Raw genomic sequence first — 19282 nt, forward strand, 5'->3', positions numbered from 1 at the left:
CGATTTTTACTTCCGCAATAGAATTCATCATTCGTGTAATTGAATTACGTAACTAATTACATTTTCGCCTTTGATAGGTGAGTATCATGCCAACCGAGCTTTTTCCTGATTTTTGTTTTAATTTGGTGTTTTGAGTTTTTACTCTACACTTATTAAACTACTGTTTTTATTGCCATCAAGTGTGGTCGGTCTGATGTGCGGCAAAAATATTTACTTGCTTTTGCTGATTTGTTACGGCAACGTAAATAAACCGTTAAGGTGAGTAATGGCATAAGAGTGATCTCTGTCATTACTGATAAAAGTAGTGATTAAGTTACAAGTGAAGGTAGGGGGAGGTAGCGATGACGGAAAAAGGAAGTGCACCGAATCACCATGTAAAGCTGTCATTACAGACGACGCTGACATCAGAACAACAAGAGATCCTTAACGATGAGGCTCTGCAGTTTTTAGAGCGTTTAGTACAGCGCTTTGCTTCCCGAGTACCTGAACTGTTGGCTGCGCGAGAGACTCGTCAGGCTGCAATCGATGCCGGTACGCTACCGGATTTTCTTCCTGAAACCTCGCATATTCGTGATAGTGACTGGACGATTCAGGGTATCCCTGACGATCTACAGGATCGCCGGGTCGAAATTACCGGTCCGGTCGATCGGAAAATGGTGATCAATGCCTTGAATGCGAATGTGAAAGTGTTCATGGCTGACTTTGAAGATTCCTTTGCACCTGGCTGGAATGAGGTACTGGATGGGCAGCGAAACCTTCGCGACGCCATCAACGGAACGATCAGTTATACCAATCCGGAGAATGGTAAAGAGTATAAGATCTGTGATGATCCAGCGGTGTTGATTTGTCGTGTTCGCGGCCTTCATTTACCAGAGAAGCACCTGTTGTGGCAGGGAGAGATGATCCCTGGTGCATTATTTGATTTCGCCTTGTATTTTTTCCATAACTACAAACAGCTGCTGGCTAAAGGCAGTGGTCCCTATTTTTATCTGCCTAAGTTGCAAGCTTATCAGGAGGCGGCTTGGTGGAGTGATGTGTTCAGTTTTGCTGAGGATGAATTCGGCCTTTCTCGTGGCACCATTAAAGCCACGGTATTGATTGAAACCTTGCCTGCTGTTTTTGAAATGGATGAGATTCTCTACAGCCTGAAAGAACACATTGCGGGCCTGAATTGTGGCCGATGGGATTATATATTTAGCTATATCAAAACATTAAGAAATTATCCTGACCGAATCCTGCCGGATCGCCAAGCGGTTACCATGGAGAAACCCTTCCTTAATGCTTATTCACGATTACTGGTGCGAACCTGCCACCGGCGAGGGGCGTTTGCGATGGGAGGCATGGCTGCCTTTATTCCGTCCAAAGAACCTGAGCGTAATGAATGGGTGCTGAATAAAATTCAGACAGATAAGTCGCTGGAAGCGAAAAACGGCCATGACGGCACCTGGGTTGCACACCCCGGGCTGGCAGATACGGCAAAAGCTGTTTTTGATAAAGCGTTAGGTGATCGTACCAACCAGCTAGACATTAGCCGCGAACAAGACGCCCCTATTACAGCCGCTGAATTACTTGAGCCGTGTGAGGGCGAGCGTACCGAAGAGGGGATGCGCCATAACATTCGCGTTGCGGTCCAATATATCGAATCCTGGATCACCGGCAATGGTTGTGTACCGATCTACGGTTTGATGGAAGACGCCGCCACCGCGGAGATTTCGCGGGCATCAATCTGGCAGTGGATCAAACACGGAAAGTCGCTGAGCAATGGTGATGTTGTGACCAATGCCTTGTTTGAACAGATGCTACAAGAAGAGATGATCGTGTTGGAACTGGAACTGGGACGGGACACGTTCCAACAAGGACAATACCAGGAAGCGGCGAATTTAATGTCGCGACTCACTACCAGTGATGAATTAGTGAACTTCCTGACAGTACCCGGCTATGAATACTTGTCGTAACCATTGCCAAAGAAAGCAAACATTAACGATTGCGTTAAGCTGATTATCGCCAAATGAAACGAGGGACATCATTATGACATTGACTCGCCAGCAGCAAATTGAAGCTATTGAAAAAGACTGGGCTGAAAATCCACGTTGGAAGCACGTAAAGCGTACTTACACCGCAGAAGAAGTGATAAATCTACGTGGTTCATTTGCCCCGGCTAACACGATTGCCCAGCGCGGTGCAGATAAACTGTGGGATCTGGTCAATGGCTCGGCGAAAAAGGGATATGTTAACTGTCTTGGTGCGCTAACCGGTGGTCAGGCGGTTCAACAGGCAAAAGCCGGAATTGAAGCGATTTATTTATCTGGCTGGCAAGTCGCTGCTGATAATAATACCGCATCGACGATGTACCCCGATCAATCACTGTATCCGGTTGATTCCGTACCCGCCGTAGTAACCCGCATCAACAATTCATTCCGTCGTGCAGATCAGATCCAATGGGCAAATGGCGGCAGTCCGGAAGAAGGTATTGATTACTTCTTGCCGATTGTCGCAGATGCCGAAGCCGGTTTTGGCGGAGTGCTGAATGCCTATGAATTGATGCGTAATATGATTGACGCCGGGGCGGCTGGTGTGCACTTTGAAGATCAGCTCGCGTCAGTGAAGAAATGTGGTCATATGGGCGGCAAGGTACTGGTCCCCACTCAGGAAGCGGTGCAAAAGTTAGTCGCCGCACGTTTAGCGGCTGACGTTGCGGGTACCACAACACTTGTTATTGCCCGTACTGATGCTAACGCGGCTGATCTGTTAACGTCAGATTGTGATTCATATGATAACGACTTTGTCGTCGGTGAGCGTACCGCAGAAGGTTTCTACCGTGTACGTGCGGGTATTGACCAAGCAATTTCTCGTGGTTTGGCCTACGCACCATACGCTGATCTTATCTGGTGCGAAACCGCAAAACCTTGTCTGGAAGAGGCGCGTAAGTTTGCCGAAGCCATTCATGCTCAGTATCCGGATCAGTTGCTGGCCTATAACTGCTCGCCGTCCTTTAACTGGGAGAAGAACCTTGATGCTGAAACGATCACTAAGTTCCAGCAAGAGCTGTCAGACATGGGCTACAAGTATCAGTTCATTACACTGGCAGGTATTCACAACATGTGGTTCAACATGTTTGAGCTAGCACATGCTTATGCTCAGGGTGAAGGAATGCGCCACTATGTTGAAAAAGTACAGCGTCCAGAGTTTGCCGCTGCTGAGCGTGGCTATACCTTCGTTGCACACCAGCAGGAAGTGGGCACGGGTTATTTCGATAAAATGACCAATACCATCCAGGGTGGCCAGTCGTCAGTCACCGCGCTGACCGGCTCAACGGAAGAAGATCAGTTTTAATCGCGCTGGTTTTGTAAATCTATCCTAGCAAAACGTTGTTATCATTTTTTTGGTAAGTCAGGGAGCTCTCGTTGCTCCCTTTTTTTATGCGGGTTATCCCCAAATCACCTCAAGAGACGAGATTTAGGGCTTTCTCTGTATGTTGAGCTGGTTGGTTATATTACCGCTGGCGTTTGCGTTGCTGTTTAGCGGCAGCGATCAGCTGCGGGTAGATGAGGTGGAATGTTTGTTCGAGGTACCGGTAATGCGTGTCGATTTGTGGTGAACATAAGGCGAGTTGGTACAGTTTGGGCCGGCGGATAGCCATGCGTTGCAGAACATGTCCGATACTGCTTCTTTCACGGTATTGCAGTAACCATTGTTGCCGCCACATGAGTGAACTCATGTGTTGATAATGCTCAGGCAGGTTGGATTGGTACTGGCTCACCGTGTGCTCTGCAGCCTGAACAAAACACTCTAATGATTGGGAATGGTATTGCTGCCAGTGACTAGCCAGAAAGTGATCCCAGACGATATCTAACGCAATGCCACTGACCCGGCGCGTGCCAGGGCTAAACCGCTGTCTGCACGCTTTGACTTCAGGCATGCCATCAACATAGCTGTCAACAAAACGGTGTAACTTAATACCATCCGCGACATGCTTGGGATGCTGTTTGTAAGGATCACCGCGTACAAAATCAGCCAATAGATTCCCTGCCATATCGCTATGGCAAATATCAGCAAGGTGCAGGTGAGCTAGGAAATTCACGGTTTATAACAAAAACAAAACCAGTTAGGCTTCGTCTTCATTCAGCGGTTCAATTTCTTCCTGAATTTCTAGCAAGTTTATCGCGATAGACACGAAATCGGTATCGGTAATGATCCCCACCAGCTCCTTCTTATGAGTAACAGGCAAACAACCAATGTTATGCTTTTGCATATAGGTGGCCGCTTCTTTCAAACCAGCATGAGAATTTACGCTGAGCAGCGTGCGGTTCATACATTGATCCAGCGAGGTATCTAAGGTGGAGATCGCGTTGGTTTTGGTAATATGTTCTAAACTTGAATCCTGTGCTGATAACACATCCCGCTGAGTCACTAAACCAACCAGGTGGTTTTCACTATTGGTGATCGGAATATGTCGTATCCCTAACTCTGCCATCACTTTTTTGGCATCCGCCAGGGTATGAGAGGGACTAAGCGTATGAGGATGAGGAGTCATCATATCTGAGACAGTAAACATACAAACCTCCTGCAGCTCCTGCTGCAATTAGACAAAAATTATTCTTTCCTATTCTTTCCTTGTCCTCTTTGAATGTAGCTAATATTGACGTAACTACCTATGACCATAGTCAAAAAAATGCAAAGTTACTATTTGGTTTGGCCGGTGTTATTTAACGGTTAAAAATTGATTTGTGTCATATAATCAATGAACGGCATCCCAAATGGGTATTATCCCATGATTAAGTTGTTGCTAGGCTTTCTGTTGTATTGGAATACGTTGTTCGCTATTCAGGTGTTTGCTGCTGAGCAGACGGTGACCCCGAAAATAATCGGAGGAATTGAATCATCCACCAATGAAATTCCATGGCAGGTTTACCTTAATATGACCTTTCCTGGCCCCACGACATTCGTTTGCGGTGGTGTCGCTATCACACCGACGATCGTGCTAACTGCTGCGCACTGTATGCAAAATGGTTCAACGACGGTGTTAGCTGAAAATATCCAGGTCTGGGCTGGCATTACCAGTATTTTCAGTGCAAATAGCGCGAATGCAATCTCTGTGGATGAAATAGTGCCACACAATAAGTTTAACCCTACAAGCTTTAAGAATGATATTGCAATTCTAAAGCTGGCAGCTCCCTTGCCTGCCACTGCGATACCTATTCAAATTGCAAATACCGAGACCCAGGATCGGGCTGATAAGGAGTTTGACATTAGCTGGGTTGCAAACAGTGACAGACCGGCCAATTTACTGGTCTCTGGCTGGGGAAGTACGGATCCTGATAACCCCAATAACTCAGGCTCAACACAATTAAGGCAGACCCTATTATCAGGCGTGCCTGATCCCACCTGCGCCAGTATGTGGGAACCAAATATCACTCCGAGTGACGCCAGTATTTACGTATGCGCGAGTTCACCATCGCCGTTGTTAGCCCGGGATAGTTGTTCTGGTGATTCGGGCGGCCCTTTGGTTTGGCAAGATCCGCAGGCTGCCAGTGACAGTGATTTTGGCTTACGGTTAGTCGGTCTGGTTAGTTTTGGTCAACAAGGCGGTTGTGCGAGAGATCTACCCGGCGTCTATACCGAGGTCGCGAATTATTACGGCTGGATTGACACCTGGATTAAAAGTGAGACGGATACCACGATTGCCGAATTACCGGCTCCGGCTTTTAGCATTAATCCGTTCCTGTCGGATTATAGCAATGCAGGTATCCCCAAGCCTGTCGTCGAGTCAGACAGCGGTGGCAGTGTCGGGATGACGAGTCTGCTGCTACTTATGCTAGCTGCGTATCGGCGGCGAGTTTCAGTCGCTTGGATATAAACAGGATATATTCGTAAATTGGCCCGCAAATCCCATCTTTCCTTGAAATTGCAGTAAGGCAGCCTATACTAGCTGCCTGCTGTAATTTGAGGCATATAACGATGCAAGTTTCTGATTTTCACTTTGACCTTTCTGATGAGCTGATTGCTCGTTATCCACAACCTGAGCGTACAGCGAGTCGCCTTCTGCAACTCACAGGCGATACGGGTGAGATCCAGCACAAAGGCTTTAAAGATGTGCTTGATCTGGTTCAGCCTGGTGATTTGCTGGTATTCAATAATACGCGAGTGATCCCAGCCCGGATATTTGGCCGCAAAGCATCAGGCGGCAAATTGGAAGTACTTGTTGAGCGTATGCTAGATGACAAGAGCATTCTGGCGCATGTGCGCGCATCAAAATCGCCAAAGCCGGGAAATGAGTTGCTGCTGGGTGAAAATGACGAATACCAGGCAGAAATGGTAGCCCGCCACGATGCACTGTTTGAAATTCGTTTTAACAGCGATAAAACAGTCTTGGAAATTCTGGAAGATGTCGGTCATATGCCGCTACCTCCTTATATTGACCGCCCTGACGAAGATGCTGATAAAGAGCGTTATCAAACGGTTTATAATGCCAAGCCGGGGGCCGTTGCTGCCCCGACGGCGGGGTTGCACTTTGATGATACCTTAATGGATGCGCTCAAAGCGAAAGGGGTTAATTTCGCCTTTGTAACGCTGCATGTCGGGGCTGGTACGTTCCAGCCGGTACGCGTTGATAATATTGACGATCACCACATGCATGCCGAATATGTCGAAGTACCGCAAGAGGTCGTTGATGCGATCAATGCAACCAAAGCTAACGGCGGCCGTGTGGTCGCGGTGGGAACGACTTCCGTCCGTTCACTGGAAAGTGCTGCCCAGGATGCGGTTACAAAGGGTACTGAGCTGAAGCCATTTTTCGGCGATACCGATATTTTTATCTTCCCTGGCTATCAATTCCAGCTGGTGGATGTATTGGTAACGAATTTCCACCTGCCCGAATCAACATTGATTATGCTGGTGAGTGCATTCGCAGGCTATGAACATACGATGAATGCTTATCTTCAGGCGGTTGAAAATCAATACCGCTTCTTCAGTTATGGCGACTCGATGTTCATCACCAAAAAAAACAACTGAACTTAGGTTGTTAAATCAGTGTCTCTTAAGGCTGCTTTTGTTAAAATCGCAGCCTTTGTCGGCTTTATAGTATCGGCAAAAGAGCGATGGCAAATTGGATGGGTGATTTGCCATGACTATTTACTTTCATCCGCTAGGCTTTATGGCGTGGCGATAAATGTAACACGCACATCAGGCAAATGGCCTTTTGTGCTTAAGTCCTTTCGTGGGAATTGATGTCAGATTGTTTCTCTGGCTTTTGGAGGTTTAGTGAAATTTGAATTAGATAAAACTCAGGGACGCGCACGTCGCGGTCGCCTGCAGTTTGAACGTGGTACGGTTGAAACGCCGGCATTTATGCCTGTGGGTACTTACGGTACGGTTAAGGGCATGACACCGGAAGAGGTGCTAGATACCGGTGCACAGATCATTCTCGGTAATACTTTCCACCTGTGGCTTCGCCCTGGTCAGGAAGTCATGAAAATGCATGGTGATCTGCACGACTTCATGCAGTGGAAAGGTCCTATCCTGACGGATTCAGGCGGTTTTCAGGTATTTAGCCTCGGCGATATTCGCAAGATCACCGAAGAAGGTGTACATTTCCGTAACCCGGTAAACGGTGACAAGATTTTCATGGACGCCGAGAAGTCGATGGAAATCCAGTACGACCTGGGTTCTGACATTGTTATGATCTTTGACGAGTGTACGCCATATCCAGCGACACATGACGAAGCGAAGCAGTCAATGGAAATGTCACTGCGCTGGGCACAGCGCAGCCGTAACCAGTTTGATAAGCAAGAAAATAAAAATGCACTGTTCGGTATTGTTCAGGGAAGTGTCTATGAAGATTTACGCGACGTTTCTGTTGAAGGGCTGACTAACATTGGTTTTGACGGTTATGCGGTTGGCGGTCTGGCGGTTGGCGAACCCAAAGAAGACATGCATCGTATTCTAGAGCATACCTGCCCTAAATTACCTGAAGATAAGCCTCGCTACCTGATGGGGGTGGGCAAACCTGAAGACCTTGTTGAAGGTGTACGTCGTGGTATCGACATGTTCGATTGCGTTATGCCGACCCGAAATGCCCGTAATGGACACCTTTTTGTGACCGGTGGTGTGATCAAGATCCGTAATGCGAAACATAAAACGGACACAACCCCTCTGGATCCGCATTGTGACTGTTACACTTGTCGCAATTATTCAAAGGCGTATCTGTATCATCTGGATAAGTGTAACGAAATCCTGGGATCGCGCCTTAACACAATCCACAACTTACGTTACTACCAGCGTTTGATGGCAAGTATTCGTAAGGCGATTGAAGAAGATCGTTTCGATGCGTTTGTAGAAGAATTCTACGCGCGTCGTGACCGTGAAGTTCCACCACTAAAAAACGCTTAACAATAAACGAGGACGTTATTAAATGAGTCTTTTCATTTCTCAGGCACACGCCGCAGCTGAAGGTGCTCCACAGGGTGGCAGCATGCAGCTATTCATCATGCTAGGCCTTTTCGCCGTTATTTTTTTCTTCATGATTTATCGTCCGCAGGCGAAGCGTGTTAAAGAGCACAAGAGCCTGATGTCTTCTATGGGCAAAGGGGATGAAGTACTAACGAGCGGTGGTTTACTTGGTAAAATCACTAAAGTTTCAGAAGAGAGCGATTACATTGTTATTGCCCTGAATGACAGCACTGAAGTGACAATCAAGAAAGATTTTGTTTCAGCAGTTCTGCCAAAAGGCACAATGAAATCTCTGTAATTTATTCGCTTTGAAGGATCATAACAGTGTTAAACCGTTATCCCTTGTGGAAGAATTTGATGGTGGTGTTTGCACTGCTCATCGGTTTGCTTTATGCACTTCCCAATGTTTACGGTGAAGATCCAGCGATTCAAATCACCGGGGCGCGTGGCGCCTCGGTTGATATGTCTGCATTGGATACTGTCACCGAAGATTTAGAAAAAAACCAAATCTCCTACAAATCTGTCGCTTTCGAAAACGGCACTGTACTGGTCCGCTTTAACGACACTGATACTCAAATCAGTGCTCGCGATATTCTTAATGATCAACTTGGCGAAGATTACATTGTTGCGCTGAACCTGGCAGCATCAACACCTGACTGGCTTGAATCCATTGGTGCGACGCCAATGAAGCTGGGCCTTGATTTGCGTGGTGGTGTCCACTTCTTAATGGAAGTGGATATGGACGCGGCAATGGACAAGTTATTTGGTCAGCAAGAAGAAACTTTCCGTACCGAACTGCGTGAAGCCAAAATTCGCTATCGTGCGATCAGCAAAACCGATTCATCGGTAGAAGTGCGTCTGCGTAATGCGGAGCAGCTGGATGAAGCGAAAGTTGCACTGGCTAAACTGCATCCGGATATGCTGTTCACTGACAGTGACAGCAATGGTCGTTTCGTGCTGACTGCAGTATTTACAGAAGCACGCCTGAAAGAGATCCGTAACTACGCGGTCGATCAGAATATTACTATTCTTCGTAACCGTGTGAATGAATTAGGTGTTGCTGAGCCTCTGGTACAGCGTCAGGGTGCAAACCGCATTGTTGTTGAACTGCCAGGTGTTCAGGATACTGCTCGAGCCAAAGAAATTCTTGGTGCAACAGCAACACTTGAATTCCGCGAAGTTGACAGTTCTGCAGATCTTGCGGCTGCCGCTGCAGGTCGTGTACCGGCAGGCAGTGAAGTGAAGTACACCCGTGACAAGCGTCCGGCAGTACTGAAGAAACGCATTATTCTTGCGGGCTCTCACATCACAGATGCAAGCTCAAGTGCTGATGAATATGGCCGCCCTCAGGTTAACATCTCGCTAGATAGCGAAGGTGGTAGCAAGATGACAGCATTCTCACGTAGCAACGTGGGTAAGCTGATGGCAACGGTGTTTACCGAGTATAAAGACAGCGGTAAGCGTAACCCGGACGGTAGGGTTATTCTTCAGAAACACGAAGAAGTGATCAACCAGGCAACTATCCAGACTGCACTGGGCCGTAACTTCCGTATTACCGGTATTGATTCACAGGCTGAAGCACACAACCTGGCACTACTACTGCGTGCAGGTGCATTGATTGCGCCAATCTCTATTGTTGAAGAGCGTACCATTGGTCCGTCAATGGGCCAGCAGAATATCGATATGGGTATTCAGGCATGTATCTGGGGCATGATTGCAGTAATGCTGTTTACCCTAGTGTACTACCGTAAGTTTGGTCTGATTGCCAATATGGCGTTGGCGATGAACCTGGTGTTGATTATCGGTGTTATGTCGATGATCCCGGGGGCAACCATGACCCTTCCAGGTATTGCCGGTATCGTACTGACGGTGGGTATGGCGGTTGATGCTAACGTACTGATCTTTGAGCGTATCCGTGAAGAGCTACATGAAGGCCGCAGCCCTCAGCATGCGATTCAGCAAGGTTACGCAAATGCGTTTAGTACGATTGCCGATGCTAACATTACGACCTTAATTACTGCAATTATTCTGTTTGCGGTAGGTACAGGTGCAATTAAAGGCTTCGCTGTTACCCTTTCAATCGGTATTCTGACTTCTATGTTTACTGCGATTGTGGGTACCCGTGCCGTAGTTAACTTTATCTATGGCGGTAAGCGCGTAGATAAGCTGTCGATCTAAGGAGACGCTGACATGTTTCAAATATTGAAAGCGGGTAACGCGATCGACTTTATGCGCTGGTCGAAAGTGGCTTTTGCTTTTTCGATCTTAATGATTGTGGGTGCGATTGGCACCGTTGCGACTCAAAAGCTTAACTGGGGGCTGGATTTTACCGGCGGTACCCTGATTGAAGTGGGCTTTGAGCAGCCAGCAGATTTATCTCTGATCCGTGAGTCGCTGGAAGGCGCAGGCTTTGGCGATGCAATCGTGCAGAGCTTTGGTACTGCACGTGATGTGATCGTCCGTTTGCAACCGCGAGAAGATGCCAAAGGTGCGAAACTGGGTAACCAGATCATCGATGCATTGAAAGCGGGTACTGGCCAGAACGTTGAAATGCGCCGTATCGAGTTTGTTGGTCCTAATGTGGGCGATGAACTGGCAGAAGCGGGCGGGTTGGCAATTCTGGTCGCGCTGATCTGTATTATGCTTTATGTGTCGATGCGTTTTGAATGGCGTCTGGCAGCTGGTGCGGTACTGGCACTGGCTCACGACGTGATCATTACCGTTGGTATATTCTCGCTCATGCAGATTGAAATCGACCTGACGATTGTTGCAGCCTTGCTAACCGTTGTCGGTTACTCGCTCAACGATACGATTGTTGTTTTCGACCGTATTCGTGAGAACTTCCGTAAGATGCGTAAAGGTGAGCCGGCTGACATTATGAACAGCTCAGTCACCCAAACGCTGAGCCGTACACTGATCACATCTGCGACGACCTTATTTGTGGTTATTGCGCTGTTTATGAAAGGCGGCAGCATGATCCACGGTTTTGCCGCGGCATTGCTTATCGGTATTACGGTTGGTACTTACTCGTCTATCTACGTTGCTTCGGCACTGGCACTGAAATTGGGTATCACTCGTGAACACCTGATGCCACCGCAAGTAGAGAAAGAAGGCGAAGAGTTTGATGCGATGCCGTAACTCAGGTTCGAGTATCGAGTTTCTAGTTAACTCGTTATAGTGAATCAGATAAAACAAACGGAGCCGAAAGGCTCCGTTTTTTGTCTCAAAAAGCGGTTCTATGGTCCTATGGGAAAGGTGCGAGTTTCGAGTTACGAGATTCTAGAAAGAGCAGGGTCTCTGTTCTGGGAAGAAAACAGCAATAACTTGATAGTATTATTCGCTTTTAGAACCTTTTTCTCGCCACTCGTCCCTAGAAACTCATCTCCTTAAAAACAAAAAGCCCCGGCATTGCTGCCGGGGCTTTCGAATTTTTGAATCGTTATGAACGATTACTTAGCTAATGCTTCGCCACCGTGTTCACGGATTTTAGCCAGCATTGGCTTAACTACGCGTGCATTACCAGCAACGATGTTGCCAGATGTCAGGTAGTTAGTGTTACCAGTAAAGTCAGTACAGATAGCACCCGCTTCACGTGCAATAAGCTCACCGGCCGCTAATTCCCAAGCCTTCTGGCCTAGTTTGAATACGCCGTCAACGCGGCCAGCTGCCAGGTAGCAAAGATCAAGTGCTGTACAACCAGATTGACGCATGTCGTCACATTCAATGAACATTGCGTTTTGAATCTTGAAGTAGCTTTCAGAGAATTGCTTAGTGGCGAAAGGCAGGCTTGTTGCTATAACAGTACCTGTTAGGTCGCGTGGCTGAGAAACTCGGATGCGTTGGCTGTTAAGCTGAGCGCCTGAACCACGAGTTGCCGTGAATAGTTCGTTACGAGATGGGTCGTAAACTACGGATACTTCAGTACGACCACGCATGCGTAGTGCAATTGAAATAGCGTAATGAGGATAACCGCGAACGAAGTTTTTGGTGCCATCCACAGGGTCGATGATCCACTGACACTCTTTGTCACGGCCTTCTTTAGTACCCGACTCTGCTGCAATGATGCAGTGGTCAGGATAAGACTTAAGAATTGTATCGATGATGATAGCTTCAGCTTCATGATCGATGTTGGTAACAACATCATTACCTTTATTGGCAACTTCAATGCCCTGAGGTTTTTCTAACGATTTAATGACATGGCCACCAGCCTTTCGCGCAGCGCGAATGGCGATATTAAGCATCGGATGCATAGGATCTTCCCAACGGATGTTAAAGAACTAAAAAGCGGCGGCGAGTATAACAGAGCTTACGCAAAAAGGAAGTGGTTATTTTTTGGCCGAGCTCACCTTATGTCAAAGGTTTTACAAAAACACGGGTTAGTTTTGCATGTTTTCCCCACTTTTTTAGAGGCTGTGCTAAAATCTCCACGCTTTTAAAAATAGTCGGAAAATTGCTACGCCATGTTAGATAAAATCAGCGTTGTTTTAATTGGTACCTCCCATCCGGGCAATATTGGTTCGGCTGCCCGAGCCATGAAGGTGATGGGCTTAACGAATCTTGTTCTGGTTGATCCTGCTTGTGAAATTGATGAAAAATCCATCGCTTTGGCGGCGGGTGCGGCAGATATTGTAGCTAATGCGAAGATTGTTAAGACGTTAGATGAAGCGGTTGCCGATTGTGGTTTAGTGATTGGTTCAAGTGCCCGTTCTCGTACTCTGGAATGGCCACAGCTTGATCCACGTGAATGTGGTGTTAGATCAATCAATGAAGCGGCTTCTCATCCGGTTGCGATTCTGTTTGGCCGCGAGCGTACTGGCCTGACAAATGATGAATTACAAAAATGTCACTGCCATGTCTACATTCCGGCTAACCCTGAATATAGCTCTTTAAACCTGGCGATGGCTGTCCAGACGGTCAGCTATGAAGTCCGAATGGCTTACCTCGAGCAGCAGAAGTTCGCTGGTGAACAGAAGGTTGAAGAGTATCCTCGTGCAAAAGAATTGGAAATGTTCTACGAACACCTTGAAAAAGTCATTTCAGGAACCAATTTCATTAATAAGAAGCACCCAGGCATGGTCATGGCCAAACTTCGCCGTTTATTTACTCGCGCTCGTCCCGAGCAGCAGGAGCTAAATATTTTGCGAGGCATCCTTACTTCAGTCGAAAGAACCTTACCAAAAGACGAAAAATAGCCACATTAGTGATAAGGTTAAAAGTCCGACTAAATTAGTCAGGTAAATACTTGACCGATTTGGTCGGGTATGTAACACTCCCTCCATATACATAAGTGGGTAGCGGTGTGTTATGAGATTGACTTCAAAAGGAAGATATGCGGTTACAGCGATGCTAGATGTCGCCCTGCATTCTCAAGGTGGTCCAGTACCTTTAGCTGATATTTCTGAGCGCCAAGGTATTTCACTGTCTTACTTAGAACAACTTTTTTCACGCCTACGTAAAGCCGGCCTGGTGGCTAGTGTTCGTGGCCCAGGCGGTGGTTACCGTTTAGGTGAAGATGCGAATGACATCGCCGTAGGTATGGTTATCGCAGCTGTTGATGAATCGGTTGATGCTACTAAATGTCATGGTAAAGGTGGCTGTCAGGGCGGTACCCGCTGCCTGACACATACGCTATGGCATGATCTGAGCTCTCGCATCAGCGGCTTTTTGAACAACATCACGCTCGGTGAGCTGATGAAAGATAATGACGTACAAGAAATTTCTGGTCGCCAGGATCAGGTTCTACAAAAAACGTCATTTGGACATAAAAAAACACACGACAGCGCCACAATAGGTGTCGATGTCCGCTCCTAGAGACCAGACGTCCGTGTTTTCGGAGATGATAATGAAACTGCCTATATATTTTGATTATTCCGCTACTTGCCCGGTAGATCCTCGCGTTGCAGACAAAATGATGCAATGTTTGACTATGGATGGTAACTTCGGTAACCCGGCTTCTCGTTCTCACCGCTATGGTTGGCAGGCAGAAGAAGCTGTTGATACAGCCCGCGAAAATATTGCTAATTTGCTAAATGCAGACCCACGTGAAATTGTTTTTACTTCAGGTGCAACTGAATCTGATAACCTGGCAATTAAGGGTGTAGCACACTTCTACGGCAAGAAGGGTAAGCACATTATTACTTGTAAAACTGAACACAAGGCTGTTCTCGACCCATGTCGTCAGCTAGAGCGTGAAGGTTTTGAAGTGACTTACCTGGAGCCTGAATCAAATGGTCTGATTGATCTTGCGAAACTGCGTGATGCAATTCGTGAAGATACAATTTTGATGTCAATCATGCACGTGAATAACGAAATCGGCGTCATTCAGGACATCAGCGCGATTGGTGAAATCTGTCGCGAAAACAAAATTATATTCCACGTTGATGCCGCTCAGTCTGCGGGTAAATTACCTATCGACGTGCAAGAGATGAAAGTTGATCTTATCTCTGTGTCTGCGCACAAAATTTACGGTCCTAAAGGTATTGGTGCTCTATACGTACGTCGTAAGCCACGTATTCGTCTGGAAGCGCAAATGCACGGCGGTGGCCATGAGCGTGGTATGCGTTCTGGCACCCTTGCAACTCACCAGATCGTCGGTATGGGTGAAGCATTCCGTATTGCTAAAGAAGAGATGGAACAAGATCGCCAGCATACTTTAGCCTTACGTACTCGTCTGCTTGATGGCCTTAAAGACATGGAAGCCGTTTATATTAACGGTGACTTAGAACAGCGTGTAGCCGGTAACCTGAATATCAGCTTTGCCTTCGTCGAGGGTGAATCGCTATTGATGGCACTGAAAGATCTTGCCGTTTCATCGGGCTCTGCATGTACATCTGCAAGCCTGGAGCCTTCTTACGTACTTCGTGCACTTGGTCTTGATGACGAACTGGCACACAGTTCTATTCGCTTCTCTTTCGGTCGCTTCTCGACGGAAGAAGAAGTCGACTATGCAATCGGCCAAATCCGTACTGCGGTAGAGAAACTACGCGAAATGTCTCCACTGTGGGATATGTACCAAGAAGGCATTGATTTGAACACCGTTGAGTGGGCACACCACTAATCTTGCGGTCATAACTTGTGACATAAACATGTCGAGGAAATTATCATGGCATATAGTGAAAAAGTCATCGAGCATTATGAGCACCCGCGTAATGTGGGCTCATTTGATAAAAACGACAAGAACATTGGTAGCGGCATGGTCGGTGCCCCTGCTTGTGGCGACGTGATGAAACTTCAAATCAAGGTGTCTGATGACGGCATTATTGAAGATGCGAAGTTTAAAACGTACGGCTGCGGTTCCGCTATCGCTTCAAGTTCACTAATCACCGAGTGGGTGAAGGGCAAGAGCCTTGATGAAGCCACTGCTATTAAAAACTCAGCGATTGCTGAAGAGCTTGAGCTTCCACCGGTAAAAATTCACTGCTCAATTCTTGCGGAAGACGCAATTAAAGCCGCAGTAGCTGATTACAAAAAGAAACATCAAGAGTAACTTTCGCCGCATTGCTATTTCGCTCAATAGCGGTATCGAAATTGTCATTTTATACTAATAAAGTGCGCGCTTTTCTTTACTCTTGACCGAAATAGCAGCGAGCTGAACAGCAGCGAAAGTCTGCTGACTAAATTAATTTCCGAGGTTGTTGTATGGCCATTACTATTACTGAAGCGGCAGCACGTCGCGTAGCTACTTTCCTTGAGAACCGCGGCAAAGGCTTTGGCCTGCGCTTAGGGGTCCGTACCTCAGGATGTTCAGGAATGGCTTATGTTCTCGAATTTGTCGATGAAGTGAATGAAGAGGACCAGGTATTTGAAGAGCGAGGCGTAAAAATCGTGATTGATGCGAAAAGCCTTGTTTATCTTGACGGTACCGAACTGGATTTTGCCAAAGAAGGGCTAAATGAAGGGTTTCAATTCAACAACCCGAACGTATCAAGCGAGTGTGGTTGTGGTGAGAGCTTCAACGTATAGTCGCCAAAGTTGTTTTAACTGAACCTGGCTGTTACGCGATAAGTGGCGGTCAGGATTAGAACCTACAGATACCAGACGCGATATGAATCATTTCGAATTATTTAGGCTACCTTTCCAATTTGAATTGGATGGTAGCCTTCTTTCAACTCAGTTCCGGGAACTGCAACGTCGTTTCCATCCTGACAATTTCGCTACAGCCTCAGAACGCGATCGCCTTATGTCGGTTCAGAAAGCGGCGCAAATTAACGATGCATTTCAAACGCTAAAGAATCCGATCTCTCGCGCAGAGTATATGCTGTCTGAGAAAGACGTAGATATTCGCGGCGAGCAAAAGACGTTACACGATCCTGAGTTCTTAATGCAGCAGATGGAGCTGCGAGAAGCACTCGAAGATATTCCGTATGGCAGAGATCCTGAAGATGCGCTATTCGATTTTGAAAAGCAAATTTCAGTATTGTATAAATCACAGCTTGCGGATCTTGAAGGATTGTTAAATCAGGAAGATTGGCAGCAGGCGGCAGATGCCGTGCGAAAGCTGAAGTTTATTGATAAGCTGCGTTATGAAATTGAACGTCTTGAAGAGACGTTACTTGATTAATCTTTTCTCACTCGCGCACTAACTCCACAGGAACGATAATGGCACTGTTACAGATTGCTGAACCAGGTCAGAGTGCAGCACCGCATCAACATCGATTGGCGGTGGGTATTGATTTGGGTACCACAAATTCTCTCGTTGCTGCTGTGCGCAGCGGCGTTCCAGAAACGTTAAAAGATGAGCATGGCCGTTCGATTCTGCCTTCAATTGTTCACTACGGTGAAGAAGCCCTGCTTGTTGGTCATGATGCACGAGAGCTTGCTCAGCAAGATCCGGTCAATACTATCTTTTCAGTAAAACGCATGATCGGCCGCTCGCTGGCGGATATCCAGCAGCGTTACCCTCATATTCCGTACCAGTTTGAAGCGTCAGATAATGGCTTGCCGCAGCTTGTGACACGTGGCGGAAGCGTCAACCCGATCCAAGTCTCCGCTGAGATCCTGAAGTCACTGAGTGAGCGCGCGAAAGCGGCCTTAGGTGGTGATCTGGAAGGTGTGGTGATCACTGTTCCTGCGTATTTTGATGATGCACAGCGTGCTGGTACAAAAGATGCCGCTAAGCTGGCAAATTTGAATGTACTTCGCCTTTTGAACGAGCCCACTGCGGCTGCTATTGCCTATGGCTTAGATTCCGGTCAGGAAGGGGTCATTGCGGTTTATGATTTAGGCGGCGGTACGTTTGATATCTCTATTTTGCGTCTGTCTAAAGGGGTGTTTGAAGTATTGGCGACCGGCGGTGACTCAGCGCTGGGAGGTGATGACTTTGACCACTTACTTGCGGATTGGATCAAAGAGCAAGCAGGTTTCTCCGGTGATTTAACCGCGCAACAGTTACGTATTTTGCAAGATGCCGCGACAGATGCAAAAGTGGCACTGACCGATGCCGAAGAAGCCCCGATTGATGTGCTTGGCTGGCAGGGCTCCGTGAGCCGAGAGCAGTTTAATGCGCTGATCCAGCCGTTAGTGAAGAAAACCCTGATGGCATGTCGTCGTGCCATTAAAGATTCCGGCATTGAGATCGACGAAGTGATCGAAGCCGTTATGGTGGGGGGCTCTACCCGTATCCCACTGGTACGTGACATGGTCGGTAACTACTTTGGTAAAGAACCTCTGACATCGATTGATCCGGATAAAGTCGTTGCGATTGGTGCTGCTATTCAAGCTGATATCTTAGCGGGCAATAAGCCAGATTCAGATATGTTATTGCTTGATGTGACCCCGCTGTCTCTGGGCATTGAAACCATGGGCGGAATGATCGAGAAAATTATTCCTCGTAACACCACTATCCCTGTTGCGCGCGCACAAGAGTTCACCACTTTCAAAGACGGTCAGACAGCGATGTCTGTCCACGTTGTGCAAGGTGAGCGTGAAATGGTGAGTGATTGCCGTTCATTGGCTCGTTTCGCCTTGCAGGGTATTCCCGCAATGGCGGCAGGTGCGGCACATATCCGTGTGACCTACCAGGTGGATGCGGATGGCCTGTTGTCGGTAACGGCGATGGAGAAGAGCAGTGGCGTGCAGTCATCGATCCAGGTGAAACCGTCTTATGGCTTAACCGATGATGAAATTGCAACAATGCTCCGTGAGTCGATGACTCATGCTCAGGAAGACAAAGATGCACGTACACTTGCCGAGCAGCAAGTGGAAGCTGATCGCGTCCTTGAGGGGCTGATCACCGCTCTGGCTACCGATGGTGAGACCTTGCTATCGAAACAAGAGCGTGAAGCTCTGGAAACAGTAATGATGGAACTTGTTCAATTGCGTCAGGGTACTGATACCCATGCGATTGAAGCAGGTATAAAGAAAACAGATAAAGCAAGCCAGGAATTTGCGTCACGTCGAATGGATCAATCTATTCGTCAGGCACTGGCTGGTCAATCGATTGATGAGGTTTAGGCATGCCTAAAATTGTTGTATTACCCCATGAAGAACTTTGCCCTGAGGGTGCAGTTTTAGACGCCGAAACCGGTGAAACGGTACTTGATGTCGCACTACGTAACGGTATCGGTATTGAACACGCCTGTGAAAAATCCTGTGCGTGCACGACCTGCCATGTTGTTATTCGCGAAGGGTTTGATTCGCTGGAAGAAAGTGATGAACTTGAAGATGACATGCTCGATAAAGCATGGGGTCTTGAGCCGGAATCACGCCTCGGTTGTCAGGCTAAAGTGGCAGACAATGATCTGGTGGTTGAAATTCCACGTTACACCATTAACCTGGCGTCAGAAAAACACTAATGTGAGTGAGCATTTCCTAACAGAAAGGCTAGACTTCTCGT

General features: G+C 47.3%; 19 protein-coding genes. 16 read left to right on the forward strand and 3 right to left on the reverse strand.

The window, feature by feature from the left end:
* The first annotated feature begins 341 nt into the window (after positions 1–341).
* Together aceB and aceA are read left to right on the forward strand one after the other, a co-directional pair.
* Positions 342–1955, forward strand: coding sequence for a malate synthase A (gene aceB, locus L4D76_RS18830; protein ID WP_428442426.1), 1614 nt, complete (start codon positions 342–344; stop codon positions 1953–1955).
* Positions 1956–2028: 73 nt separating this feature from the next.
* Complete coding sequence (gene aceA, locus L4D76_RS18835) at positions 2029–3333, forward strand: isocitrate lyase (protein ID WP_428442427.1); 1305 nt, start codon at positions 2029–2031, stop codon at positions 3331–3333.
* Positions 3334–3493: 160 nt separating this feature from the next.
* Here aceA and L4D76_RS18840 read toward each other — a convergent pair whose 3' ends face one another.
* The gene (locus L4D76_RS18840) at positions 3494–4081 is read right to left on the reverse strand and encodes an acyl carrier protein phosphodiesterase (RefSeq protein ID WP_428442428.1); all 588 of its coding nucleotides are present in this window, start codon (positions 4079–4081) and stop codon (positions 3494–3496) included.
* Positions 4082–4105: 24 nt separating this feature from the next.
* Positions 4106–4555 carry a CBS domain-containing protein gene (locus tag L4D76_RS18845; RefSeq protein WP_428442429.1) on the reverse strand — a complete coding sequence of 150 codons (450 nt, stop codon included), beginning with the start codon at positions 4553–4555 and terminating at the stop codon, positions 4106–4108.
* A 216-nt stretch (positions 4556–4771) separates the two neighbouring features.
* Here L4D76_RS18845 and L4D76_RS18850 point away from each other — a divergent pair, with 216 nt between their 5' ends.
* The 6 genes from L4D76_RS18850 to secF all read left to right on the forward strand — a co-directional run bounded on the left by L4D76_RS18850 (position 4772) and on the right by secF (position 11586).
* Positions 4772–5857, forward strand: coding sequence for a trypsin-like serine protease (locus tag L4D76_RS18850; protein ID WP_428442430.1), 1086 nt, complete (start codon positions 4772–4774; stop codon positions 5855–5857).
* Between the two features lie 101 nt (positions 5858–5958).
* Entirely contained in the window at positions 5959–7011 is a 1053-nt protein-coding gene (gene queA / locus L4D76_RS18855; protein WP_428442431.1) for a tRNA preQ1(34) S-adenosylmethionine ribosyltransferase-isomerase QueA, read from the forward strand.
* 249 nt (positions 7012–7260) lie between these two features.
* Positions 7261–8388, forward strand: a complete 1128-nt coding sequence (tgt, locus tag L4D76_RS18860) for a tRNA guanosine(34) transglycosylase Tgt (RefSeq protein WP_428442432.1) — start codon at positions 7261–7263, stop codon at positions 8386–8388.
* A gap of 22 nt (positions 8389–8410) precedes the next feature.
* Positions 8411–8746, forward strand: a complete 336-nt coding sequence (gene yajC, locus L4D76_RS18865; RefSeq protein ID WP_428442433.1) for a preprotein translocase subunit YajC — start codon at positions 8411–8413, stop codon at positions 8744–8746.
* A gap of 26 nt (positions 8747–8772) precedes the next feature.
* Positions 8773–10626 (forward strand): protein translocase subunit SecD, encoded by a 1854-nt coding sequence (gene secD, locus L4D76_RS18870; RefSeq protein ID WP_428442434.1) that lies wholly within the window; start codon positions 8773–8775, stop codon positions 10624–10626.
* 12 nt (positions 10627–10638) lie between these two features.
* The gene (gene secF, locus L4D76_RS18875; protein ID WP_428442435.1) at positions 10639–11586 is read left to right on the forward strand and encodes a protein translocase subunit SecF; all 948 of its coding nucleotides are present in this window, start codon (positions 10639–10641) and stop codon (positions 11584–11586) included.
* A gap of 311 nt (positions 11587–11897) precedes the next feature.
* On the opposite strand, the gene suhB is transcribed toward secF, so the two are convergent.
* On the reverse strand, positions 11898–12698 hold the full coding sequence (gene suhB / locus L4D76_RS18880; protein ID WP_428442436.1) for an inositol-1-monophosphatase: 801 nt from the start codon (positions 12696–12698) through the stop codon (positions 11898–11900).
* A gap of 210 nt (positions 12699–12908) precedes the next feature.
* On the opposite strand from suhB, the gene trmJ reads away from it, so the two are divergent.
* The 8 genes from trmJ to fdx all read left to right on the forward strand — a co-directional run bounded on the left by trmJ (position 12909) and on the right by fdx (position 19241).
* Entirely contained in the window at positions 12909–13640 is a 732-nt protein-coding gene (trmJ, locus tag L4D76_RS18885) for a tRNA (cytosine(32)/uridine(32)-2'-O)-methyltransferase TrmJ (protein ID WP_428442437.1), read from the forward strand.
* 112 nt (positions 13641–13752) lie between these two features.
* On the forward strand, positions 13753–14259 hold the full coding sequence (gene iscR / locus L4D76_RS18890; protein WP_428442438.1) for a Fe-S cluster assembly transcriptional regulator IscR: 507 nt from the start codon (positions 13753–13755) through the stop codon (positions 14257–14259).
* A gap of 31 nt (positions 14260–14290) precedes the next feature.
* Positions 14291–15505 carry an IscS subfamily cysteine desulfurase gene (locus L4D76_RS18895; RefSeq protein ID WP_428442439.1) on the forward strand — a complete coding sequence of 405 codons (1215 nt, stop codon included), beginning with the start codon at positions 14291–14293 and terminating at the stop codon, positions 15503–15505.
* A gap of 45 nt (positions 15506–15550) precedes the next feature.
* On the forward strand, positions 15551–15934 hold the full coding sequence (gene iscU / locus L4D76_RS18900; protein WP_428442440.1) for a Fe-S cluster assembly scaffold IscU: 384 nt from the start codon (positions 15551–15553) through the stop codon (positions 15932–15934).
* 152 nt (positions 15935–16086) lie between these two features.
* A complete protein-coding gene (iscA, locus tag L4D76_RS18905; protein WP_428442441.1) occupies positions 16087–16410 on the forward strand; it encodes an iron-sulfur cluster assembly protein IscA in 324 nt (107 codons plus the stop codon).
* Between the two features lie 82 nt (positions 16411–16492).
* Positions 16493–17008, forward strand: a complete 516-nt coding sequence (hscB, locus tag L4D76_RS18910) for a co-chaperone HscB (RefSeq protein WP_428442442.1) — start codon at positions 16493–16495, stop codon at positions 17006–17008.
* 38 nt (positions 17009–17046) lie between these two features.
* Positions 17047–18900 carry a Fe-S protein assembly chaperone HscA gene (gene hscA / locus L4D76_RS18915; protein WP_428442443.1) on the forward strand — a complete coding sequence of 618 codons (1854 nt, stop codon included), beginning with the start codon at positions 17047–17049 and terminating at the stop codon, positions 18898–18900.
* Between the two features lie 2 nt (positions 18901–18902).
* On the forward strand, positions 18903–19241 hold the full coding sequence (fdx, locus tag L4D76_RS18920) for an ISC system 2Fe-2S type ferredoxin (RefSeq protein ID WP_107284967.1): 339 nt from the start codon (positions 18903–18905) through the stop codon (positions 19239–19241).
* Positions 19242–19282: the final 41 nt, after the last annotated feature.

Source organism: Photobacterium sagamiensis, assembly GCF_050337085.1.
Classification (GTDB): Bacteria; Pseudomonadota; Gammaproteobacteria; order Enterobacterales; family Vibrionaceae; genus Photobacterium; species Photobacterium sagamiensis.